This is a genomic window from Pseudoalteromonas sp. MMG007 (assembly GCF_018100985.1).
Lineage (GTDB): Bacteria > Pseudomonadota > Gammaproteobacteria > Enterobacterales > Alteromonadaceae > Pseudoalteromonas.
This window is the reverse complement of the sequence record NZ_JAGJEI010000016.1, coordinates 1-24,343: the sequence shown is the minus strand read 5'-3', so window position 1 is coordinate 24,343 and position 24,343 is coordinate 1. Positions and strand designations below refer to the sequence as shown.

The 24,343-nt window shown below is 38.4% G+C and carries 25 protein-coding genes; 6 read left to right on the top strand and 19 right to left on the bottom strand.

Annotated elements, in window-relative coordinates; genetic code table 11:
- Positions 1–19 precede the first annotated feature (19 nt).
- Positions 20–343 carry a ferredoxin FdxA gene (fdxA, locus tag J8L71_RS16005; protein ID WP_211001406.1) on the bottom strand — a complete coding sequence of 108 codons (324 nt, stop codon included), beginning with the start codon at positions 341–343 and terminating at the stop codon, positions 20–22.
- Between the two features lie 192 nt (positions 344–535).
- On the opposite strand from fdxA, the gene J8L71_RS16000 reads away from it, so the two are divergent.
- Positions 536–2,143, top strand: a complete 1,608-nt coding sequence (locus J8L71_RS16000) for an NAD(P)/FAD-dependent oxidoreductase (RefSeq protein ID WP_211001405.1) — start codon at positions 536–538, stop codon at positions 2,141–2,143.
- A 95-nt stretch (positions 2,144–2,238) separates the two neighbouring features.
- A complete protein-coding gene (locus J8L71_RS15995; RefSeq protein WP_211001404.1) occupies positions 2,239–3,738 on the top strand; it encodes an amidase family protein in 1,500 nt (499 codons plus the stop codon).
- 35 nt (positions 3,739–3,773) lie between these two features.
- Here J8L71_RS15995 and J8L71_RS15990 read toward each other — a convergent pair whose 3' ends face one another.
- Complete coding sequence (locus tag J8L71_RS15990) at positions 3,774–5,075, bottom strand: DEAD/DEAH box helicase (protein WP_211001403.1); 1,302 nt, start codon at positions 5,073–5,075, stop codon at positions 3,774–3,776.
- A gap of 92 nt (positions 5,076–5,167) precedes the next feature.
- Entirely contained in the window at positions 5,168–6,085 is a 918-nt protein-coding gene (dapA, locus tag J8L71_RS15985) for a 4-hydroxy-tetrahydrodipicolinate synthase (RefSeq protein WP_211001402.1), read from the bottom strand.
- 172 nt (positions 6,086–6,257) lie between these two features.
- Here dapA and J8L71_RS15980 point away from each other — a divergent pair, with 172 nt between their 5' ends.
- A complete protein-coding gene (locus J8L71_RS15980; protein WP_211001401.1) occupies positions 6,258–6,911 on the top strand; it encodes a DUF6058 family natural product biosynthesis protein in 654 nt (217 codons plus the stop codon).
- 100 nt (positions 6,912–7,011) lie between these two features.
- Here the strand turns inward: J8L71_RS15980 and J8L71_RS15975 are convergent, their stop codons facing one another.
- The 3 genes from J8L71_RS15975 to J8L71_RS15965 form a co-directional block, all read right to left on the bottom strand.
- Complete coding sequence (locus J8L71_RS15975) at positions 7,012–7,299, bottom strand: putative quinol monooxygenase (protein ID WP_211001400.1); 288 nt, start codon at positions 7,297–7,299, stop codon at positions 7,012–7,014.
- 65 nt (positions 7,300–7,364) lie between these two features.
- Positions 7,365–8,180 carry a 2,5-didehydrogluconate reductase DkgB gene (gene dkgB / locus J8L71_RS15970; protein ID WP_211001399.1) on the bottom strand — a complete coding sequence of 272 codons (816 nt, stop codon included), beginning with the start codon at positions 8,178–8,180 and terminating at the stop codon, positions 7,365–7,367.
- A gap of 157 nt (positions 8,181–8,337) precedes the next feature.
- Positions 8,338–9,510: an MFS transporter gene (locus tag J8L71_RS15965; protein WP_211001398.1), complete on the bottom strand. Its 1,173-nt coding sequence runs from the start codon at positions 9,508–9,510 to the stop codon at positions 8,338–8,340.
- 114 nt (positions 9,511–9,624) lie between these two features.
- Here J8L71_RS15965 and J8L71_RS15960 point away from each other — a divergent pair, with 114 nt between their 5' ends.
- Both J8L71_RS15960 and J8L71_RS15955 read left to right on the top strand, forming a co-directional pair.
- The gene (locus J8L71_RS15960) at positions 9,625–10,512 is read left to right on the top strand and encodes a LysR family transcriptional regulator (RefSeq protein ID WP_211001397.1); all 888 of its coding nucleotides are present in this window, start codon (positions 9,625–9,627) and stop codon (positions 10,510–10,512) included.
- A gap of 57 nt (positions 10,513–10,569) precedes the next feature.
- Positions 10,570–11,604 (top strand): metal-dependent hydrolase, encoded by a 1,035-nt coding sequence (locus tag J8L71_RS15955; RefSeq protein WP_211001396.1) that lies wholly within the window; start codon positions 10,570–10,572, stop codon positions 11,602–11,604.
- Positions 11,605–11,655: 51 nt separating this feature from the next.
- On the opposite strand, the gene J8L71_RS15950 is transcribed toward J8L71_RS15955, so the two are convergent.
- Both J8L71_RS15950 and J8L71_RS15945 read right to left on the bottom strand, forming a co-directional pair.
- Positions 11,656–12,615 (bottom strand): sensor domain-containing diguanylate cyclase, encoded by a 960-nt coding sequence (locus J8L71_RS15950; RefSeq protein ID WP_211001395.1) that lies wholly within the window; start codon positions 12,613–12,615, stop codon positions 11,656–11,658.
- Positions 12,616–12,739: 124 nt separating this feature from the next.
- Complete coding sequence (locus J8L71_RS15945; protein ID WP_211001394.1) at positions 12,740–13,006, bottom strand: hypothetical protein; 267 nt, start codon at positions 13,004–13,006, stop codon at positions 12,740–12,742.
- Between the two features lie 226 nt (positions 13,007–13,232).
- Here J8L71_RS15945 and J8L71_RS15940 point away from each other — a divergent pair, with 226 nt between their 5' ends.
- Positions 13,233–13,496 carry a type B 50S ribosomal protein L31 gene (locus J8L71_RS15940; protein WP_211001393.1) on the top strand — a complete coding sequence of 88 codons (264 nt, stop codon included), beginning with the start codon at positions 13,233–13,235 and terminating at the stop codon, positions 13,494–13,496.
- 173 nt (positions 13,497–13,669) lie between these two features.
- Here J8L71_RS15940 and J8L71_RS15935 read toward each other — a convergent pair whose 3' ends face one another.
- The 11 genes from J8L71_RS15935 to J8L71_RS15885 all read right to left on the bottom strand — a co-directional run.
- Positions 13,670–14,056, bottom strand: a complete 387-nt coding sequence (locus J8L71_RS15935; RefSeq protein WP_211001392.1) for an OsmC family protein — start codon at positions 14,054–14,056, stop codon at positions 13,670–13,672.
- Positions 14,057–14,084: 28 nt separating this feature from the next.
- Positions 14,085–14,474, bottom strand: coding sequence for a cytochrome b562 (locus J8L71_RS15930; RefSeq protein ID WP_211001391.1), 390 nt, complete (start codon positions 14,472–14,474; stop codon positions 14,085–14,087).
- A gap of 174 nt (positions 14,475–14,648) precedes the next feature.
- Complete coding sequence (locus J8L71_RS15925; RefSeq protein WP_211001390.1) at positions 14,649–16,427, bottom strand: sugar phosphorylase; 1,779 nt, start codon at positions 16,425–16,427, stop codon at positions 14,649–14,651.
- A gap of 106 nt (positions 16,428–16,533) precedes the next feature.
- Positions 16,534–17,754: a glycosyl transferase gene (locus J8L71_RS15920; RefSeq protein ID WP_211001389.1), complete on the bottom strand. Its 1,221-nt coding sequence runs from the start codon at positions 17,752–17,754 to the stop codon at positions 16,534–16,536.
- Positions 17,747–19,492: an HAD-IIB family hydrolase gene (locus J8L71_RS15915; protein WP_211001388.1), complete on the bottom strand. Its 1,746-nt coding sequence runs from the start codon at positions 19,490–19,492 to the stop codon at positions 17,747–17,749. The genes J8L71_RS15920 and J8L71_RS15915 overlap by 8 nt, the downstream gene beginning before the upstream one ends.
- Before the next feature lie 142 nt (positions 19,493–19,634).
- On the bottom strand, positions 19,635–20,876 hold the full coding sequence (locus J8L71_RS15910; RefSeq protein ID WP_211001387.1) for a uracil-xanthine permease family protein: 1,242 nt from the start codon (positions 20,874–20,876) through the stop codon (positions 19,635–19,637).
- Positions 20,877–20,885: 9 nt separating this feature from the next.
- Complete coding sequence (upp, locus tag J8L71_RS15905; RefSeq protein WP_138681844.1) at positions 20,886–21,515, bottom strand: uracil phosphoribosyltransferase; 630 nt, start codon at positions 21,513–21,515, stop codon at positions 20,886–20,888.
- A gap of 146 nt (positions 21,516–21,661) precedes the next feature.
- Entirely contained in the window at positions 21,662–22,618 is a 957-nt protein-coding gene (locus J8L71_RS15900; protein ID WP_211001386.1) for a DUF1679 domain-containing protein, read from the bottom strand.
- Between the two features lie 190 nt (positions 22,619–22,808).
- Positions 22,809–23,066 carry a hypothetical protein gene (locus tag J8L71_RS15895; RefSeq protein WP_211001385.1) on the bottom strand — a complete coding sequence of 86 codons (258 nt, stop codon included), beginning with the start codon at positions 23,064–23,066 and terminating at the stop codon, positions 22,809–22,811.
- A 78-nt stretch (positions 23,067–23,144) separates the two neighbouring features.
- A complete protein-coding gene (locus J8L71_RS15890) occupies positions 23,145–23,840 on the bottom strand; it encodes an abortive infection system antitoxin AbiGi family protein (RefSeq protein WP_247655339.1) in 696 nt (231 codons plus the stop codon).
- 86 nt (positions 23,841–23,926) lie between these two features.
- Positions 23,927–24,343 (bottom strand): hypothetical protein (locus tag J8L71_RS15885; protein WP_211001384.1); only part of this gene is annotated, 417 nt, incomplete at its 5' end.

Genomic DNA, 24,343 nt, shown 5'->3' with positions numbered 1-24,343 from the left:
AAAGAATTAATTTAAAAAGCTAGGTTTCTATCAATTTAAGCTTATTAGCCACACCATTCCATTGGTCTGCATCATCAGGGGCTGGTTTTACATCAATAATACGCGGCCAAACTAAAGCAAGCTCAGCGTTAAGTTCAGTAAATTCTTTTTGATCTTCTGGGAGTTCATCTTCTTGATAAATAGCCTCGGCTGGGCACTCAGGTACACACAAACCGCAATCAATACAATCTATTGGGCTTATTGCTAAAAAGTTAGGGCCTTCGTAAAAGGCATCTGCAGGGCACACTGCCACACAATCTGTGTATTTGCATTTAATACAGTTTTCGGTGACCACAAACGCCATAACAGTTAAAACCCAATAATTAAATCATCTAAGGCGCGGATCATACCCAACCACACTAAAAACACAATAAATAAGTGCCATAATTGGCCAATTTAACGTAGTATATGCGCCCTCAATGTAAAGCCATTACGTGCCCTACACTTCTTATTGTGAGCGGAAATAAACCCGCTAAGACACCTAAAAGAGATACTAATGATACGTTTAACCGAAATAAAGCTGCCGCTTGATCATGACGAAGATGCTATAGGCCAAGCCATAGTAGATAAACTAAAAATAAAACCTGAGCAACTGCACAGCTACAATGTGTTTAAACGAGGCTACGACGCACGAAAAAAAACAGCAATATTACTTATTTACACCCTTGATATTGAAGTAGATAACGAAGAAGCGCTCCTTAATACATTCTCCAAAGATCAGCACGTAAAACCGGCGCCCGACACTTCATACAAATTTGTAGCGCAAGCACCTGCTAATATTACCGAGCGACCTGTGGTAATTGGTTTTGGCCCATGTGGTTTATTTGCGGGTTTAGTCCTTGCTCAAATGGGCTTTAACCCGATTATTTTAGAGCGTGGTAAAGAAGTACGCGAACGCACAAAAGACACCTTTGGCTTTTGGCGTAAACGCACACTTAATACTGAGTCTAATGTGCAGTTTGGTGAAGGTGGTGCAGGTACATTTTCAGACGGTAAACTATACAGCCAAGTAAAAGATCCAAAACATTATGGTCGTAAAGTTATAACCGAATTTGTAGAAGCCGGTGCACCGGATGAAATTTTATATGTAAGTAAGCCGCACATTGGTACGTTTAAACTTGTTACTATGATTGAAAAAATGCGCGCGCGTATTATAGAGCTTGGCGGCGAAATACGCTTTAGCACACGCGTAGACGACATTCATATTGATGATGGACAAGTAACAGGTTTAACCCTTTCAAACGGTGAAAATCTCGATACTCGTCACGTCGTACTTGCAGTAGGTCACAGCGCTCGCGATACCTTTAAAATGATCCACGATAAAGGTATTTATGTAGAAGCTAAACCCTTCTCTGTGGGCTTTAGAATCGAGCATAAACAATCAATGATTGACGAGTGCCGTTTTGGAGATAATGCAGGCAACCCTATTTTAGGCTCAGCCGATTACAAACTCGTTCACCATTGTGATAATGGCCGCACGGTTTACAGCTTTTGTATGTGCCCGGGTGGCACTGTAGTAGCCGCAACCTCTGAAGAAGGCCGCGTTGTTACAAATGGTATGAGCCAATATTCACGTAGTGAGCGTAACGCAAATAGTGCCATTGTTGTGGGTATCAACCCAGAAAAAGACTTCCCTGGTCACCCGCTTGCAGGTATTGATTTACAACGTAAATTAGAAGAGCAGGCTTATGCATTAGGCGGCAGTAATTATGATGCCCCTGCTCAGCTTATCGGTGATTTTTTAAAAGGCAAACCATCAGGTAACCTTCGCGGTGTTGAGCCTTCATATACACCAGGGATTAAATTAACCGATTTAGGTAAAGTACTCCCGCAGTTTGCTATTGATGCTATACGCGAAGCTATACCCGCATTTAATAAACAAATTCGTGGTTTTTCAACTAACGACGGGTTATTAACCGGTGTAGAAACGCGTACATCATCACCTATTAGTATCAAACGCGATAAAAGCTTTCAAAGTATAAATACAAAAGGCTTATACCCAGCAGGTGAAGGCGCGGGTTACGCAGGTGGTATTTTATCTGCAGGTATTGATGGTATTAAAGCGGCTGAAGCGGTCGCACTTTCAATGCTAGAAAACGCTTAAACCAGTTTTTTAAGTTATTTATCGAAAAGCCTCACTTTGTGGGGCTTTTTTGTGCTAAATATATACAAAATAATAACAGCACAAGCACATCAATCATGATCAAAACATTTACCTTTTCATTGCTTAGTGTATTAGCAATTTTTAACGCTAAAGCACAAGAACTAAAAACCATCGATGAAATCCACAGTGCATATAAAAATAATTTAGTTAATTCACAACAACTCACCCAGCGTTATATAGACCGAATTAATAAAATTAATCCACAATATAATGCGGTTATTAGTGTCGATCCTACAGCAATAGCTCAAGCTAAAACGTTAGATGGACTTGCCACCAAAGGCACATGGGCAGGTCCATTACATGGAATACCCGTACTTCTTAAAGATAATATAGAAGCTAAAGGCCCCCTTCCCACAACTGCGGGCTCTTTAGCACTTAAAAATAATGTTACCAATAGTGATGCGTTTGTTGTTAAACAACTGCGTAATGCGGGCGCTATAATTTTAGGTAAAGCAAACCTGAGTGAATGGGCCAATTTTCGCTCTTCTTATTCTTCTTCTGGGTGGAGCGCTGTAGGTGGGCAAACACATAATGCTCACGATATAACTCGAAACCCGTGCGGTTCTAGTGCTGGTTCTGCAGTGGCCGTAGCACTTAATTTTGCGCCAATTGCTCTGGGTACCGAAACCGATGGCTCAATTACCTGCCCCGCATCAGTTAACGGTGTATATGCTATAAAACCAAGCATGGGCCAAGTATCACGCAACGGGGTTATTCCCCTTTCAAGCAGCCAAGACACTGTTGGGCCTATGGCTCATACCCTAAAAGATGCGCTACTTGTGATGGCAGTTTTACAAGGCGAAGATAAAAATGATGTATCAACACATGAGTTTGTTTTAAATTCAAAAGAGTTAACGGCTAAAATAACACTCAAAATTGGTGCCCTACCAAGTGATAAATTTACCATTCAAACTCAGCAGCTTTATACAAAACAAATAAATGCACTCAAGCAAGCTGGGCATACAGTCACTGAAATAGAAGTAACCGACAATCTAGATACTTTATTTGCTGATGAATACTACATTTTACTTTACGATTTTAAAGCTGAAATAAATCATTACTTATCTAACACACCAAAAAAAGTAAAAACTAAAAGCTTAGAGGCACTCATTAACTTTAATAATCAAAATAATGAAACAGAAATGCCCTACTTCGGACAGGATATACTTACTCAATCGCTGGCAATTGATTTAACAAATAAAGATAAATACCAGCGTATTAAAACACGCTACCGTGCATTGGCTAAATCAGCAATTACTAATTTATATAAAAATAATGATATAGATATCGTTATTGCCCCAACAGTATCGCCAGCGTGGAAAACCGACCTCATTAACGGTGATAATTTTAAAGGCAGCAGCAGCTCTTTGCCTGCAATAGCAGGAAGCACACATATAACACTCCCTGTGGGCAAGGTAAGTAACTTACCGGTTGGGTTATCTATTATTGCTAATATAAACCAAGAGCAAGCTGCGTACACTTATGCGGATATAATTGATAAAACACTTTCAGTAGATACAAAAAAACCTGAGTAAACTCAGGTTTTTTTAATTAAAATTCGCGTTTTAACTTACTTTTTAAGGGTAAGCTTGGCGCCTTTTAAGCTTTTACGTACATTTGAAATGCGCGAGCGATTTACTGCACGTGCTTCGCCTGTTGCTTGCCCTGTAGGCTTATTAGTACGGCTACGGCGTAAATGCGCTGGTTTTTTACCAATTTTATCAATAAGTACTTCACGGTTACTTACTTCGTAACCATCTAAATATACGCGCTTAATTTTTTGACCAATTAACGCTTCGATTTCAAATAATGTATTTTCTTCTTCACGGCTTACAAATGAAATTGCTTGGCCCTGATTACCAGCACGACCTGTACGGCCAATACGGTGTACGTAATCTTCAGCAAGCCACGGTAAATCAATATTAATTACACGTGGTAGGCCATCAATATCAATACCACGCGCAGCAACTTCGGTTGCCACTAAAACACGTACCTTGCCTTCTTTAAATTCACGAAGTGCACGTCGGCGGTTACCTTGCGACTTATCGCCGTGGCATACAGTGGCAGGAATACCGTCAAGGTTAAGCTCTTTCACAAGCTCATCAGCCGTTTCTTTCATGTTTACAAACACAAGTACTTGCTGCCAGTTCTTTTTACCAATCAGCTCTGAAAGAAGCTCTTGCTTACGGCGCTCTTCTACTGGGTACACAACGTGCTGAACGGTACTTGCTGTGCTGTTAGTTTGATCAACACGTACAATCTCAGGCTGTTTTAATACTTTAGAAGCAAACTGTTTAATCGCTGCTGGAAACGTAGCCGAGAAAAGTAATATTTGACGCTGTTCGTCACAGCTTTTAATAACACTTTGCATATCTTCAATAAAGCCCATATCAAGCATACGGTCGGCTTCATCAAGTACTAAATGTTTAACGCTTGCAAGGCTTAAATTACCTAAACGGATATGATCAAGTAAGCGCCCAGGTGTTGCAACAACAACATCTACACCGTCTTTTAGTGAATTAGCTTGGCCTGCGGTATTAACACCACCAAACAAGCTCACTACTTTTAAAGGAGTGTTTTTTGCGTAAGCTTTAAAGTTATTAGCTATTTGCTCTGCAAGCTCACGAGTTGGCGCAAGTACTAATGCACTGGGTGCATTCGTTGTGCTGTGCTCTGATTCAAATAATTTTTGGATGATAGGTAAAGCAAACGCTGCCGTTTTACCAGTACCAGTTTGGGCACTTGCTAAAACGTCTTTACCTTTACGAACAGCCGGAATAGCTGAACGCTGAATGGGCGTAAGGGTGTGGTAATTAAGTTCGTCTAACGCCTGAATAAGTTCAGGGGCAAAACTAAAAGATTTAAAATTCATGCTGTATAACCTGCGGCCACATTATCAAGGGTCGCAAATTATACAGTAAAAATGAGTCAACAGTTAGTGATTACTGCCTATATTTAAAAAACTTAAGATAAAATTAATACATTGTCGTTATTTAATACTGCGGCCTTCGTGCCAACGATATCATCAACGTTGAGTTCGTTAATTAACACTTCGCCTTGAGCTTGCTGCTCATCACTCAGTGGCAAGTAAGGTAATCTAAATACCGGGTTTACTGCGCCAGTCATCATCATTGCGGTGTTAATAGCAATCGGGTTTGGCTCGCAAAACAACCAGTTCATTAAAGGTTGTAATGAGGTATTTAACGCATCATTTTTAGTATCCATTAATTGGCGGAACAACCCAGGAATAAGATTAGAGGTGACCGAAATAACACCGTGTGCTTTGTGCACATGGCGAGCGTCGTGTGCTTCGTCATCGTTACCCGACCAACACGCAATGCCTTGCTGCTCGTAGTGTGCAATACGTTCATTACCACCACACTCTTTTATACCAATTAGGTTAGGATGCTGTGCTAATGGCTCAATAATATCTGGCGTTAGGTCTTGCCCTGTACGCCCTGCTACGTTGTAAATAAACGCAGGGCCTATATCAAGTACTCGTTTAAAGTGCTCGTTTACACCGGCAATAGATGTACGGCCATAATACGGGTTAATTTGCAGCGCTGCATGCATGCCACTGGCAAAGCCGTATTTAGTGGCTTTTATTGCTTCACGGGTATTATTACTGCCTGTATTACCTACAATCAGTAGCTTATTGCCATACTTGTTTGCACTGTGCGCAATAAGCATTAAATGCTCTTCCCAGTTCATTAACTGGCCTTCGCCGGTTGTACCACCAACTACAATGCCATCTACTCCCGCTGCAATCTGTATTTCAACGAGTTCATCGTATTTTGGTAAATCTATTTCACCATTGGCCAAATACGGGGTTTTAAGAGCGGTAATTAAGCTTGCTTGTTTAATTTGTTCTAGGGTGCGCATAAAAATTCATTATTTATAAAACTTGCGCTATTTGTAACATACTTGCGCACATTTTTGCAGGCCTAAGCGAATAATAAACGTAAAATGGCTTGTGTTATTTAGTTTGATAATACAAAATACAAACACTGTACATTTAAACAGTGTTTGTATTTTTAACTTTAAGCGAGCCTTTATGCGTTTATCTAACTACTTAGCCACTCATTTTTATAATACCGATGAGCTTTGCCATGCTTTAAATATTGATGCCGAGCAGCTAGATACATGGCAACAGCACAGCGTATTTCCTAAACCAAATTATTGTATAAAAAGTCAATTAAGTTGCAGCTCGTACTCTGGATTGTATGAATGTGAGGAATACGATGATTATTACTCGCGCGGCTGCGTAAATTGGGGCCAAGGGCTTATAAAACAAAAGATTGAATCATCGAGTAATGCCTTTAATTATTTTGCACAGCAATACACGGCAAGCCTTAGTAAGCTTGCCCAGCAAGGCTTTACCTTTAACGAAGAATTGTTTGGTTGTGAGATAGAAGAACACCTACAACAAGTATGGCAACAGTTTTTATGTAGTAAATATGGTGTGCTAACACAAAACGGGTTAATTGACGAAATAGTATGTGTTGATATTGGCAGGTTATTAGTTGACGACATCACTGAGCTGCGCACTAAAGCATCCTTAAATCAACAGGAGCGGACGCAACTACACCCCGCAATGAAGCTATTAAACAAGGCGCTAGGCCACGGGGCAGATCACGAAAAACAACAGACCCTACGCGCTCGATACATAGATGCGCTTATTTTAAAATACGATTTATCTATAAAATAAACAGATAGTAAAAGCTATAACTTAGCAAGGTGTTATAAAACTTTAAAAGGCGATATATAATTACATCGCCGTTTAAAATAACTGAGTCAATTAGCTATATTTAGCCAATTGATTTATACACTTCAATATTACTACTGGTCACTAAGCCCGTTACTTGCGTACCGAAGGCTTTAAAATGCGGCTCATTTTTATGCGCTTCAAAATGTTCATCAGATGCCCATTGCTCACTCACTAAATAAGTCGTTTGCTGAGCATCACTTTTAACCGATAGCTCATAACGTAGGCAGCCTACTTCTTGGCGCGAGTACTTTTGTAGATTTTCGAGTGCGGTTAATACAACGTCTGCATCAATATTTTTACCCGAAATAGTGGCGATTACCGTTAACATGCTCAGTCCTTTTTAAAAAATAAAGGTGCAGACTTTCTGCACCTAATATCGTGTTGCGTATTTTATTACTGATCCCACTGCGGCGCAAAATCTGGCGTTGCTTGGCGGTCGCCACAATCAAGGGCATCAATACGGGCAATGTCCTCATCATCTAACTTAACATGGTCGTTAAAGTTATCTTCTAAGTTTTTACGCTTAGTTGATGATGGAATGGTGCTCATGCCATTAGCGTTTACCCATGCAATAACCACCTGCGCTGGCGATGCATCATGCTTATTGGCAATATCAATAATTGTTTGGTCTTTAAGTACTTTACCGACTACAAATGGCATATACGCTGTTACGTGTATATCGTGCTGGGCACAAAATGCGCGTAATTTAGTATTAGTTAAGTATGGGTGAACCTCAACCTGATTGGTAAATATTTCACGCGAGTCAAGCGTTTGCATTGCTTCGTTTAAGTTTGCAATGGTGAAATTTGATACACCAATGTGTTTAGTTAAACCAAGCTGTTTAGCTTTTAATAACTCAGTGAGGTATTCGCTCATTGGCTCATCATTTGAAGGCGATGGCCAGTGTATAAGCAGTAAATCAACCGACTCTACTTGTAACTTTTCAAGTGATTTTTTTACACTGGCAATAAAATCAGTTTTATTGAGTTTATTGTTCCACACTTTAGTGGTTAAAAATATTTCACTACGCGGGATGTTGCTGTCTTTAATGGCTTGGCCTACTTGCTCTTCATTACCATAAATTTGCGCAGTATCTATATGGCGAAATCCTACTTCTAACGCCATTTTTACTGAATTGTAGGCGGTATCGCCTTCTAAACGGAATGTTCCCATGCCTAAATCTGGCATTTCAATTACACGTTGTGTCATGGCTCTGTCCTTATAAAATAATCGGTTAAAAATACAAACTTTTTAAAGTTTTACAAAATACACCTTTTACTTATTTTGTGTTGTCACTTAAAAATTAATGACCTCAATACAGGTAATGAGGCCATTAATTTAAGTTTCAACCTTAACAGAAGATAGTTTACGCTTGCTGAACTTCTCGCTTATCAAGCATGCCACTGTAACGGGTGGCAATTAATGCTAAAGCAGAAATTGCTGCGCCTATCCATGCAGTGTCTTGCAAGGTCATGCTCTCTACAATACTGCCACCAATCATTGAGCCCAGTGCTATACCAATATTAAATGCCGCGATGTTTAAGCCCGATGCGACATCTACGGCATTAGGCGTGTGCTTTTTAGCTTGTTTGACTACATAAAGCTGCAAGCCTGGTACGTTACCAAATGCAAATGCCCCCCATATTAAAATAGTCAGTACTGCGGCTACTTTTGATTCCATGGTAAGGGTAAAAGCCAATAAAATAACTGTTAACGCGCTAAATATAATACTAAGTGCGCTAATTGGGCCGCGTTTGTCGGCCAATTTCCCGCCCCATATATTACCAACCGCTACCGACACACCATAAACCAGCATTATTAAACCAATAGCTGAGGGAGCAAAGCCAGTTTGCTGCTCTAATATAGGTGCTAAATAAGTAAACGCGGTAAACGTGCCGCAGTAGCCTAATATAGTCATTAAATATACGAGCAATAAGCGCGGTTTAACAATAACCTGAAGCTGCTCTTTAAACGTCGCCGGAATAGACTGTTTTAAGTTTTTTGGAACTAAAATAGCGCTACCAATTAAAGAAATTAAGCCCAGTAACGACACCAATAAAAAGGTTGCACGCCAGCCAAAGTGTTGGCCAATCCATGTACCTAATGGCACACCCGTTACAAGTGCAACAGTAAGACCCGTAAACATAATCGCGATAGCGCTAGCTTCTTTGTCTTTACTTACTAAGCTTGTGGCAATCATAGAGCCAATTGAAAAAAACACCCCGTGAGCTAGGCCTGTTAGTATGCGCGCCAGTATGAGTGTTTCATAACTCGGTGCTTGCCATGCAAGTAAGTTACCTACTACAAATAAGCCCATTAAGCTTATTAATACAATTTTACGGTTCCATCGCCCGGTGAGTGCAGTTAGTACCGGCGCACCAATGGCTACACCTACCGCATACAAACTCACCAATAAACCCGCTGAAGGTAGGCTTACGCCTAAATCGTTTGCAATACTAGGTACTAAGCCTACTATTACAAACTCGGTTGTTCCTATTGCAAATGCGCTTAAGGTGAGCGCCCACAAAGCTAATGGCATAGTTAAATCCTCGTAATTAGTTTAGGCGTGCAGTTTGACCAAAAAAGCATTTGCAAAAAATAGCATTAGTGACAAAATACTTTTGTAATTAATGCAAAAGTAAGGTGCTCAAGTATGGCTCCGCATGCCAAAACAGAAGACTTAGAAATGTTTTTAACGGTAGTTGATAGCGGTAGTTTTTCTGCTGCGGCTAATTTGCTTGATCAACAAGTAGCTAAGGTGTCGCGTGCGGTGTCTCGCCTTGAAAACACACTGCAGTGCACTTTATTAAACAGAACAACACGCAGATTAGAGCTTACTGAAGAAGGCCATACCTTTATAAAATATGCGCGTGATGGCTTAAACACTCTGCAAACTGGCGAAGAAGCACTTAAGCTTTTAAAACAGGCACCAAGCGGAAAGTTAAGAATAGATGCAGCAAGCCCGTTTGTATTACACCAATTAGTGCCACACATTGATGAATTTACGAAGCAATACCCGCATATCACGCTTGATATAACCTCCCACGACAGCATTATTGATTTGCTAGAGCATAAAACCGACTTGGCCATTCGCATTGGCGATTTGAAAGATTCTAACCTGAATGCTAAAAAGCTCGGCGTCAGTAAATTATATTTAGTCGCAAGCCCAGCGTACTTAAAAACTACACCCGATATTTCAAAAGTCAGTGATTTAAGCCAACACAAACTTATTGGTTTTACAGACTCCCCAAAATTAAACAACTGGCCGTTAAAATCCACTAGTCATTTAAAATTTAAGCTAATGGCAAGTAGCGGTGAAACCATGCGTCAATTATGTTTAGCAAATCAAGGTATTGCACTGCTCTCGCATTTTATGATTGGTGATGATTTAAATACAGGTAAGTTAATTAAAGTACTACCCAATAGCATAACCACACCTAATAATCGCGAAGTTGTGCAGGCAGTTTATTACAAAAATAGCGCCGTATCGTCGCGCATTGTCGCGTTTTTAGATTTTATAAAGCCAAAGCTTTCATTATAAGTGACTCATTTGGGCGCTAAGTTAGTATAAACAATATTAAAATAAAAAAGGGACGCTATGGACTCATTAACGCAAATAGCATTAGGCAGTGCTGTAGGGCATGCAGTTTTAGGTAACAAAGTAGGCCGCAAAGCTGTTTTATGTGGAGCAGCCTTAGGTACTTTACCCGATTTAGACGTATTTATACCTTACGGTGGCCCTGTAGAAGCATTTACTTACCATCGTGGTTTTAGCCACTCTTTATTAATACATTTATTAATTAGCCCACTCATTGTTTGGCTTATTTTAAAAATACACACAGGCATGCAAGCTTATAAAACACGTTGGTTTTGGCTTGTATTTTTGTGTTTATCTACCCATTCCTTACTTGATAGTTTAACAGTGTATGGCACACAACTACTTTGGCCACTAACCGAGCACCCGTTTGCTATTTCAAGCATGTTTATAATCGATCCGCTTTATACGCTGCCCTTACTCGTTGGTGTAGGTTATGCATTATTGCCAAAAATAAATAGTACGCGTGCATATAACATAAATGCCACAATGCTTGTGCTTAGCAGTATGTATTTATGTAGTTCACTTATTTTAAAAGTAATTGTAGACGATAAGGTGACGGCTGCCCTTTCTGACAGGCAAATCAAAGTTAACAATTATATAAGTACCCCTGCGCCACTCACTACGTTGTTATGGCGTATTGTAGTTATGTCTGATGGGCAATACTACGTCGCATATGCGTCGGTATTTGATGAGCCAAATGAGGTTACATTAAATGCCTACAACACCACTCCCTCATTATTAAATGATATAAATAATGAGTGGGGCATCAAACGCTTGCAGTGGTTTACTAAAGGTTTTTACAACGTACATCAGCGGCAAAGTAATATAATACTTTCTGATTTACGAATGGGTATGGAGTGTAATTACGTGTTTAACTTTGTAGTTGGTGTAAAAACAAATACGGGAATTGACGAAGGCAACTACGAAAAAATCAGTCAACGTCCTCAATTAAGTAAAATGAGCAATATATGGGATAGAATTTGGGACTCTAAAGTATCGTTAGCACAAACAAATACAAAAAGTGGATGCCATTAAATCAAAGAATAAGCAGAGTTAATTACCCGACTAAACATAACGCAAAAGTTATTAGCGCTGCTGTTTTTTTTGCTGATACATTGCCCTATCAGCGTCTTCAATCATGCTCTCTACGGTTTGATGAGTGTCAGACGAGTAATTAACAATTCCTGCACTATAGCTAATATTGTATGGTTTATTTGAGTCTATATTTACTTGGTTAATTTCATCAGCAAGATACTTTAAAACAACCGCGTTATTACTTTCACCTGAGTCGCTTATCATTACAACAAACTCGTCGCCTCCTAAACGCCCTATTACATCAGCATCTTTAAATACGTTAAGTAAAGTTTTAGCAAACATGTTTAAAACCAAATCACCTTCGTGGTGGCCGTAAAAATCATTAATTTGTTTAAATTTATCTAGATCAAACAATATTATAGATATTGGAAGCGCATTTTTTTTGCACATATTAAAAGTGTGCTCAGCAAGGCTTAAGAAACCACGGCGATTAGAGATTTTGGTTAAATCATCAATTGTTGCAAGCTGAATAGATTGAATTTCTTGTTCTACAAGTGCACCCAAATCTTTAAGCAGTTGTTGATCTTCATAACTAAAGTGCCTTGGCTTGGTGTCAGCTATGCACAACGTACCAATGCTTAATGCCTCAGGCAATACAAGCGGGTAACCTGCATAAAATCGAATATTTGGATCATTTAAAACGAATGGATTGTCAAAAAAACGTTCGTCCGTTTGGGTATCATTAATTATAAGCAAATCGTTATTATTAATTGTATGCCCACAAAATGAGGTATCTCTGGGTAACACACGCGGCTCAATTCCCTGCTTAGATTTAAAAAACTGCCTATCCTCATCAATTAATGTAACCAATGAAATAGCTACATTAAACATACGCCTAGCAATACGAGTTACACGATCAAATCTTTCTTCCTGATCAGTGTCTAATATTTTTAGGTCTTTAAGAGCACGTAACCTGGCTTCTTCATTTACAGGGACGGTTGGTTTAATCATCTAAGCCTTAACGTTCTATATTTAAGTTTTTGGATTAATATATTAAAATTAGAACATTACAATTCAAAAGCAACACACCTTTAAAATTAAAAGCCAGTCTTAAATTAGTAATATATATACCTTGCTAATTTAAATGCTCGTATTGACCTCGATAAACTTCAAATACCTTCAAAACAGTTTGCTGCTCTTTGCTCAAGTTATCAAACCAATCATCAAACAACTCATCGTTATCTTGCTCACTCAATGCCATATATTTGGCCAACAACTCAATGATATCGTTGTGCGTGCAATCTATAGGGTTAATTTGTTCAGATAAGGCACTGTGATCGCGCTCTCTTAGGGTTTCCATCACCCCTTGATCTATTTGTTCTTGTTGTATTGCGTCACTCATACATAACCTCTGTAATAACTTTTTACCGTTTTCAACTTTTAAATATAGTTATAACAGCCTAAACAGCAATAGCCAGCATTTTTGATTCAAGTGCTTATTTTTTGATTTGTTTGCGCAATAAGCCAACAAAAACGGCCCTTTTAAGGAACATCGCCACTTGCAATGTAAAAATAAATACGTTAAATTTAAATGATACATTATCACATAGCATTTATTGAGGCGTATTATGAAACCAAATATTCATCCTGATTACCAAGTGGTTGCTTTTCACGATACCGCTGCCGATTCTTATTTTATTATTGGATCAACAATTAAAACAGATCGTACAGTAGAAATTGACGGTAACACTTATCCTTATGTTCCTATTGACGTATCAAGCGATTCGCACCCGTTTTATACTGGCAAGCAAAAAACAGTTGCAACTGATGGGCGTGTGGCGCAATTTAATCGTCGTTTCAAAAACCTATCTACCGCTAAAAAAGTTGATTAATAGGTTTTCTGATGTTTTATCGCGTTTTAATTCTTTTATAGTGAATTCGAAGGTTTTGCTGGAAATAAAAAGCTTTGCTTAACGCAATAGAGGTATGAAATTCTAGTAACAAATTTGTTGTAGCAATACCGCCGGGCTTTTATGTTACTCGGCGGTATTTTTATTTTTTATGATTATTTAACGACTACCGAAAATTCAGGAGATGCCTGAATCACTTTTTTAACAGTACATGTATTTACTGCAGCAATTAGTGCTTTTTTATACTTAATCGGAAATCCATCAGGTAAGTCAATTTCAATCGAAAATAATTTTTTACCATTATCGTCTACATTTTCATTATTTTGTTTAAGGGTCATACCTTCGGTAGAGATATCTCGTTGCTCACAAAATTTACGTGCATAAAAACCTGCACACAACACCATACTTACTAAAAAATAATCAAACGGTTCTGGGTGCTCTGCACCGCCACCAGCATTAATACTTTGATCGCTTATTACTTCTAAATCGCCAAATTTAGCGCTTTGCTTTTGACCTTCTAACAACGATACTGAAATTTCCATTGCTTTTCCTTTTTATTCTAAATTTAAACTATGAACCAAATAATAACTCAAAAAAACCCGGTGGTTCATGAAGCTCATGGTATTTTTTTCGTAAATTATCAATGTTTTTTAATGACTCTTTAGCAGCATTAAGCCCCTGCTCGTTAGCCGCTTTTTTAGCAAGCTTAGCTTGGGTAATTACCTTATTAAGACCTTGTATAGATTGTTCAGGCTCTTGGTAAAATTTCGCTGTTTTACTAACTTCCACAAGACTTATAAATTCCTCAATTGCGATATTAAACTCGTCTAATTCCTTTGCTTGAACAGCTTTTTTATAAGCAAGGCCAGTGTTTTTCATATTGACTTCAAGATCGACATTCTGCTGTGCAAAAGAGCTGGAACTAAACAGAATTGTTAAAATAATAACTAAAAACTTCATGATCAAACCTATTTATTAAAAACAGTCAAATTGTACCAAGTTTACGTATCAAAGTAACTTAAGGAACAATTAATGCCAGTAAACTGTAAAGGGGCTTTACAGTTTTACTAGCCTATATTCAGGTATTAAAAAACCTGCATAAGCAGGCTTTTATATATATATTAGAGTTCAGGCTTATTTTATATTGCTTAGCCATACACTTTGATAAGGTTCAAGCTCTATTATTAATTGATCTTCTTCAATTGTTTTACCCGCAACTAAATCAAACCATTGCTGAGTATTGATCAAGTTTAAATCAGCTAAAGTAAGTGTTTGTGGCTTATCAGTAATATTGTATACACAAAAAATACTTTGACGCCTATCTATGCTTTGTCTCCAAAAGCCAAACAGTCCACCCGCTAAATGGAGCGTAAATTGTGTCGCATTTGGATGAAAGGCACTTTGATTTTTACGTACAGCTAATAAACTTTTTATACCATTAAATACTTTATGGTGATGACTGTACTTCTCACCAATTGCAGCCAATAACTTTGACTCTTGCCAACGATGACGATTAATAGCACGATTATGCTGAGAGTTTTCAAAGCGTTCATAATCATTGGTAGTACCTAATAAACTATGAATATAAATCCCAGGTATTCCCTCTAGTGCAAACATAATGGCGTGAGCACACATAAATCGCTCTAAGCCAAATTTATCAGGGCCATTGTGCGTACCTTGCATTGCATCAAATAAAGCGATATTTAACTCATAAGGTGTATGCGTGCCATCGTTACTAGTACGCATAGATACCCTGCCACCAAATTGCATAGTGGTACTTACGAGTGAAGCCACTTCGCTGGGTTGTAACAAACCTTCTATTGGCCTAAGCCCTATCCCATCGTGCGATGCAATAAAGTTAAAATAAGCGGTACCATTTTGCGCCGGTGGCATGCTCATCATCCAGTGCTTAATAGCTGTGCTATCGCCACTTAATAATGTATGCAGCAACAATGGCGGTAAAGCGAAATTATAAATACTGTGCGCTTCGTTAGCATTACCAAAATAAGACAGGTTCTCTTGGTTTGGTATATTAGTTTCGGTAATAATCACTACACTTGGCTCAGTGTGCTCAATAAGAGTACGTATAAGCCTAACTGCTTCATGTGTTTGCGGTAAATTAATACAATTTGTATTAAGTTGTTTCCATAAAAAAGCCACTGCATCGAGTCTAAATAAACGCACGCCATTATCTAAATAGTGTCGAATAATTTTTATAAACTCTTTTAAAACTTCCGGGTTACCAAAATCAAAATCAACCTGGTCGTGGCTAAACGTACACCATACATGCTTGTCGCCACTGGGGGTTGTTACTGTATTGAGCAGTGGTGATGTACGAGGTCGCACCACTTGGCTCAAATCGTCCGTTAAGCTGGCTGTTTTAAAGTAATCTTTACCAGGGTCTAAGTCGTTTAAAAAGTTTTCAAACCACACACTTCTGCTCGAGCAATGGTTAATGACTAAATCTGCCATAAGCTTTACGTCTTTAGCTATATTTTGAATGTCATTCCAATCGCCCAGCGATTCGTTTACCTGTGCATAGTTCATAACCGCAAAACCTTCATCAGAGCTGTACGGATAAAATGGTAAAATATGCAGCGCATTAAGCTGCATATCACAGCGCTCTTTTATAAAACGATGAAGTGTTTTAAGCGGTGCTTCAATTGGGTCAGAGACAGCAAATTCACTATCGTCATGCTTTATAATAGAATCGCCGTAGGCAATTAATATTATATCTTGCTCATCCCATCGATTTGTATGAGGTGTGGGGTCGCGCAGTGGATTGCTGCCTAAAATAATTTTAATAAGCTGCTGAGCAAGCTCAGTAACCGATAATGGTAGCTCAACACCATCATAAATAATATGAAGATGCTGCTCTACCCGCTGTAAAAATAAATCGCTAACTGAAATCACATGCGCCCCTTTTATTATTAGTATAAATCTGAACTCTGTTTAAAAAATTAACCTGTAAATAAAACCATAGAGATGGTTAATTTTATTATCCAGAGTTTAGGTTCTCTTAACTATATTCTTCGTTATCTAGCTCTACAGCTTCTTTTAAGCGTTCTAGTACGTCTGGCATTGCTGATACAACACGGTTCCAACTTGGCACAAATGGCGCTTCCATTGGGTTTTCTAAAAAGTGCTGACCTGCTTCCATTATGTTTTGCGCAAACATCTCTACGGCTTTTTCTTCTTGGTGAACGTCAAGCGTTAAGCCGTTCATAAGTGCATCGTTATGGTAGGTTTCGATAAAATCTAAGCCAATACGGTAATACGTTGCTTTTAATGAGCGAATTGTCTCACTTGTAAAAGTAACGCCTTGAGTAGCTAGTTTTCTAAATAATGCTTTAGTGATATCTATAGACATTTTAGATAAACCTGCACTTTGATCGTCAAGTGAAAGCGCTTGATGTTTATGATCGTAATTATCGGCAATATCTACTTGGCATAAGCGGTTATGTGAATAGTTACGGTACATTTCGCTAAGTACGCCTATTTCAAGGCCCCAATCACTTGGAATGCGAATATCATTTAATACATCGCGTCTAAACGAAAACTCACCTGCTAATGGATACCTAAATGAATCCATATATTCAAGGTAGTCGGTATTACCCAAAATAGTTTTAAATGAGCGTAATAATGGCGTAACTAATAAACGCGATACACGGCCGTTAATTTTGCCGCTTGCAGTACGTGGATAAAACCCTTTGCAAAATTCATAGTTAAAACGAGGGTGTGCTACAGGGTAAATTAATCTTGCAAGTAAGCTTCTATCGTAGGTTAAAATATCGCAATCGTGCAGCGCTATTGACTCCACTTCGGCAGTGGCTAACTTATAACCCATGCAATACCATACGTTTCTGCCTTTACCTAGCTCCCTAGGGGCTACACCTAGCTCTTGCAGTTCTTTATCAAGCGCTTTTAAACGAGGCCCATCGTTCCATAGTACTTTATGGTTTTGATTCAACTCTTTAAAAAAACTAAGCGCATGACGATACTGCTCTTCATTTGCTCTATCTAAGCCAATCGTAATTTGCGATAAGTAAGGCACATCACGTAGTTCACTTACTATATTTTGCAGCGCAGGGCCTTCAAGTTCACTAAATAACGAAGGGAGTATTAACCCCATCGGGCGTTTTTTGCTAAAGCTAAGTAGCTCTTGTTCTAAATCTTCAATTGGTCTGTCGGCAATATTATGTAAAGTCGTGATAATGCCATTTTGATAAAAATCAGCCATGAGATGTTTGCTCCTCAGAAATACTTAAAATACTGCTAATGCACTGCAGCGACGTTATTTCTTCAATCCACCCTTGTGGCGCTGGCGATTGAGAATAACGTGCTTTGTTGTGCGATAATTTAACCGGCTTTTTACTGGCCGGATTGGCAATAATAATGGCGATATTTGCGTGCTCTAACATTTGCTTATCGTTATCGCTATCACCTAGTGCAATAACCGTGAGAGGCTTTCTAAAATGATGGGTAAACTGTTTAACTAACCACTGCTGTGCAGCGCTTTTGTCGGTGTTTTTAGCTATGTGAATAAATCGGCCACCAATTTTAATATCGTAGCCGAGTGCTTTTATATCTTGTACAAAGGCACTGAGTAACTCATCGTCACCGTACCAATAAAGGGGATCTGAATAATCGCGGGTTTGGGCACGCCTTGCTTGCGCATTATCGAGGCCTGTAAGTTCAGATATTTGCTCACTCGATAAATCGCTAAACAATTTATAATGCGCTTTATAATCGCTTCTTAAAGTATCTAAATCCTTTAATAAACTAGATAGTGGCTTAGCCAGTGCATAGCACCAATATGCGCCTACTTTTTTACAACCAATAGGCTTGAGTTCAAAATAATCTTCTGGAATGTAAACAGCAGCGCCATTTTCTACAATAAAGGGTTGTTGAATATTTAAATCGTTTTTAAGCTCAACTACTTCACAAAATGTTTTACTGGTATTAAACACAACAGGAATATGCGCGCTTTGTAGCTGCTGTAATAACTCACTAATATTATTTGTATTGTAATCAGCATGATCCAGCAATGTACCATCTAAATCTGTAAATATAATTGGTTGCAGCATTTCATCGCTTGTAAGGTGCATGCCGCTAATATCACGGTTGCTATCGAGTTCAATTAAAGCATTTGCCTTTGTGCTTAATGTATTTAAATTCTCTCGCGTAATTCGCTCAAAATGAGAAATAAAATACACCAGCTGCTCGTTATTCATCGTACCCGAGCCTTCACCTTTTTTAGCAATTAGTTTTTGTTCTTGTTCTTGTCGCCATGTAAAAACATCGCTAAAACTGGGCGCTTTAAGCATCACGGTGTAATCAATTAAGCTAAAAACAGATTTGTATTCGTTTGCCAAACAACTATTTACACAACGACGCCAAACACCTTCTTTATCGTATTGTTGCTCTAGTTCGTTAAGTGGCTCGCTTAGTGAAAATGGTGGCTGCGGCTCGCTGCCTACACACCAGCCTTCTAAAATAACAATATCGACGGGTTTGTCGTTTGTAACCCATTCGCTTTTAGGTACGCAGTCGTCTTCGTGTTTATTAAAACGAGGAAGTGGTACTTTTGTCTCGCCAGCGAGTAGATTAGTAATTGTGCTATTCATCAGTGTCACATCGTGGGTCCCAGGTACGCCACGTGTGGTAAATAGAGGGTGTACATCGCTTGCAAGTTCAGCGCGTGCTTGTTTTGCTAAATAAAAATCGTCAATAGACAACGCGACACTATTAAAAGGTGTGTTTTTAGAAAACCAAGTAACTAAAAAATCGGCGAGAGTTGTTTTACCTGAGCCTTGGCATCCATTTATAGCAACAAAAATAGGAGTATTTGTTTTTTTAGATTCTAGGATGTCATGCGCAAGTGGAACAAAATATTGTTCACTTAAATATTGATACTTTAAAGGCAGTTGGTGTTTTGTTAAAAACGGGGTTATATCCACAATATTGGCCTCTGACATAGTAACTCCTTTGCATACAATGCGTTCTAAGAATTAAATGCAGGTACTAGACCATTATTTTTTTTGTATATATTTTAGTTACTTAAAAAAATAGCGCATTTAAAATGCGCTATTATGGTGCAATATTTTCAACTTGCGTGCATTACTCATTTTCTTGAGGCTGAGCCTTGGGTAAAACTAAGTTTAGAACAATGCCTAAAATAGCACATAAACTTACACCCTCTAGGCTAAATTGGCTGCCACCAATATGCATACCGCCAATGCCACATACCAAAATAAGTGCAACAATACTTAAGTTACGCGGGGCGGTTAAATCATCACCCGACTTAACTAATGTATTTAAACCTACTACAGCAATAGAGCCAAACAGTAAAATCATAATGCCGCCCATTACCGGTATTGGTATGGTTTGTAAACCAGAGCCCATTTTGGCAACAAAGGCTAAAATAATGGCGATAACAGCTGTCCACATCATTACTTTTGGGTTGAAGTTTTTAGTAAGCATGACTGCGCCCGTAACCTCTGAATATGTAGTATTAGGCGGGCCACCAAATAACGATGCAGCAGAAGTAGCAAGGCCATCACCAAACAAAGTACGATGAAGTCCAGGCTTTTTCAAAAAGTCTTTATTGGTAACTTGGCTAATAGCCATCATGTCGCCAATATGCTCAATAGCAGGGGCAATTGCTACAGGCACCATAAACAAAATAGCTTGCCATTTAAACTCAGGCCATGTGAAGTTTGGAACAGCAAACCACTGTGCATTAGATACCGCATCAAATTGTACAACGCCCATACCAAGCGATAAGCAATAACCCGCTACAACGCCTGCTAATATAGGAATAAGCTTAAATACGCCTTTTCCCCACACAGCAAAAATAAGGGTAACCAATAACGAGAACAACGAAATATAAATAGCGCTATTGTAATCAATAATTTGAATACTACCATCACCACTTTTACCCATGGCCATATTTACTGCAACAGGTGCAAGTGCAAGGCCAATAACCATTATTACTGGGCCTACAACCACAGGGGGTAAAATTTTATGAAGCGTTGCGACTCCTTTAAACTTAACTAATAAGCTTAAAAGCATATAGGCAAAGCCTGCCGCCATTAATCCGCCCATAGTGGCAGGTACGCCCCACATTTGCACAGCAGCTATAATCGGTGCAATAAAGGCAAATGAAGAGGCTAAAAATATAGGTACTTGGCCTTTGGTCACTAATTGAAACAGTAACGTACCAATACCCGCAGTAAAAAGTGCCACATTAGGATCAAGGCCAGTTAAAAGTGGCACCAATACTAACGCACCAAATGCTACAAACAGCATTTGCGCGCCAGTTAAAATAGTTTTTATCGAAAAAGTGTCATTCTGCTGCACTGAATACTCCTAAACAGTACCAAAAATTTTGTCGCCCGCATCACCTAAACCAGGGATAATATAGCCCTTTTCGTTTAAGTGGCTATCGACTGATGCTGTAAATATTTCAATATCAGGATGAGCCGCTAATGTTTTTTCAACGCCTTCTGGCGCAGCAACAAGCACAATTACTTTAATCTCTTTGCAGCCCGCTTTTTTAAGCATATCGATTGTAGCAATCATAGAGCCGCCAGTGGCAAGCATAGGGTCAATCACTAAGCTTAAACGCTCATCAATATTACCCACTAGCTTTTCAAAATAGGGAACAGGTTCAAGTGTTTCTTCGTTACGTTCAAGGCCAACAACGCTCACCTTAGCTGCTGGTAAAAGCTGCATTACACCATCCATCATGCCAAGGCCTGCACGTAAAATAGGCACTACGGTAATTTTTTTACCTTTAATGTGTTCAACCTTTAGCTTGTTGCCATCCCAGCCTGTAATTTCGTTATCTTCTAATTGTAGGTTTTTAGTTGCTTCGTAGGTTAATAATGTACCCACCTCAGAACATAATTCACGAAAGCTTTTTGTACTAATACCATGCGCACGCATTAGGCCTAGTTTATGTTGAACAAGAGGGTGTGAAATAACGTGAATAGCCATGATATAAACCTATTGATACAAGAATTTGCGGTATTTTATATTAAAAAAGGTCATTTGACCTGTAGTTTTAGTAAAGATTTCATAGATCGTGCCAAAATTGGCTGATTTGATTGATATTTATGCAAACCACCAACCCGTTGTGTTTATTAAATGTTACTTGCTAACGTGATATTTACCTGCTTAAGCATGTAACTACTAATTTTAAAATGCTCAGGGCTCCAGCCTGCTAAAAAGCGAAAAAAATCAGCCCATGCTAGCGGCCATAATTCTTGCCACTGAGCAGTAACATCATCAGCATCAATAGTTGGCTGATAAATTTTAAGCGCACTTTTTAAATGCGTAAAATAATAAGCTAAATATTCATCTGCGTGATCATGTAGCTGCTTATCATTAAAGCAACTAGTCATAAAGTACATCACGTCTATAATCCCTACTCCAGTACCCACATATTGAAAGTCATACCCTAGTATTTCACTTTGCTCATCAGCCGCAAAATTGGCAAGTTTAGCATCGCCATGAATCAGCGTTTTATAGTGCGATGTTTGCAATATTTTATCTATTTTATGTGCTGCACTTTTAATATCGGACTTTTTATCGACGTGTTCATTTAATTTATTAAACTCATCAGGGCGTGTGCTTAAATGCCAGTAGTTACCTTGCTGCCATAACCTGTTAGCGGGTTTATTTAAGTTAAACGCATGAAAGTATGCCAGCCACTTTAATATAGCTTTAACATGTTGTAGCCCTGCTTGAGTAAACCCATGTTTGGTGAAATCCTTAAACACCAGCGCATATTCATCATCTTTATTAATTGCACCTATACATTCAATACTTTTTGCTATGCTAGGTAAAAACGAGCTGTAACGCTTATAAAAAGTGTATTCAACGCTATAAGAGTACTGTTTTCTTTTTAGTGCAAATTCGCTTTGCTTAATTTTAGGATGGTGTATGTGGCTTGGTATTTTAATTGCCTTGACGACACAAGGCTCATCATCAAGCTTGCACTGAACAATACTGCCACACCCACTCCAAAGCGATGTTAACGTATCGCCAATTTCAATGTGTTTAAAATGAGGCTGTAATAGAGGAATGTAAAATGCCATGGCTATATTAAGTAGTTAAGTTTTTTGTAGTTTAACATTAGAAGATATTTTTAATAAAAGTACATAATAAAAAACCGTACGGTTTAACAAAAATATACTTTCATTTTGAAGTGAAGCCAACTTAGCTTATCTAATCGATGTGTACTCGATTCTAATTGAAAGTGCAAAATTAGAATGGGTGTTTTACTTATTATTGTTTTTCTGTGTTACGAAATTTCATAGCAACAACAATTGAAACACCAAAAACAGCGCAATAAATAACGCCAAAATATATATTGAGAACAACAAAAGACATGATTGAAAAACAAAACGTTATTAAAGCTACTACAGCCCAAATAGTAGCGACATTGAAGAAATTCTTCTCATCATATCCATTTTTAAACCTACGTACTGAATAGATTGATAAAGCTAATATCCCCAAAACCTGAGGAATGTATTCAAATATCATTGTGAGACTCTCCTTGATCACATAACGCTTACCTAAGTGGAAAATTATAGCCGACTGTAATTTTCTTTTCATCACTTGTTATGTTTTTTCTACCCATAGCCTCAGCTTGACTTGAGATGCTAGCAAACCAGTTTGTGTAATTATTTCATTTCTCTCAATCTCCGATTTTACGTAAACAAAAGCTATGTCAGTAAGAGAAAATCGTAACGGGTACTTTTCTAACCGTTTATTATATTTCTGCTGGTTCTTGTCGTAGGTGGAAAAGTTCTCTGATATTTTATTGCGACCTATCTGCTTTAGGCTAGGAACAAACCTCCATTCATTTTCTGCTTTGAAATCGAAGCTAGGCTCGTTGAACTTGCTATTAAAGCCATAGACATGCTTGGTGAAACATTTCAATTGAATGATTGGTAAGCGAAGTGAGCTAGGTATTTTTTTATTTTGTCGTGCTTTCAATAAAGAGACTAATCCTTGTGCAACGGGTGAGTTTTTCTCAACGTAGTTGACTGGACTTAGCCCGTGCTCGACAGCCCAACTTTTTTTAATTGCGATACCATACCCACCGTACGTTACGATCTTTGTATGTAATTCTTCATCGTTATAGTCACTGAAAGATACCATTGGATGTGCGGCTCTAGAAATTACTTTGCCTGTATTATCACCAAAGTACTCACCACAATAGCTCAGCCTAAATGAACAAGAAGACAAAATAGATTTAAGGTAATCAAACTTTCTGGTGAAGTGAATTATCACACTGCCCCCTATTAAAAACATAACGCTTTGCTAAGCGGCTAAAAATGGCTGGCTATAATAGCGAGGAACGAGCACAGCCAGCTGTTTGTGTCCGTTTAAGCAACTTGTTATATATTCAATATCTCAATCACTGGAGGATTATCACTAACTACATTCATACAACCATTTGAAGTGGCTATGAAGTACTCTTTATTTCGGCAAGCGTCGGTAAAAACCATAACACCTTTATGTCTAGGCTCGCCATTCGACCAGCCACCGTTTAATATTCGATAAACATGGTAGCGTGAAGAAAATAATCTTGTTTCCCAGTAATATGAAAGATCAGCTTCATCAAGATATCTATAAGCCATAGACAACTCAAAACTAAGCTTAAGCCTCATATCCTTGCCTAATTCATTTTTTGATTCAATGATTATAAAAAGTCCATTAGCGGAATCATTTATTGATTCGATATCGCTTTCAAATCTCTCATCAAAATATAGAGGACCTAACTCTTCGACTTCCACAAAACTTTCCTGAATATA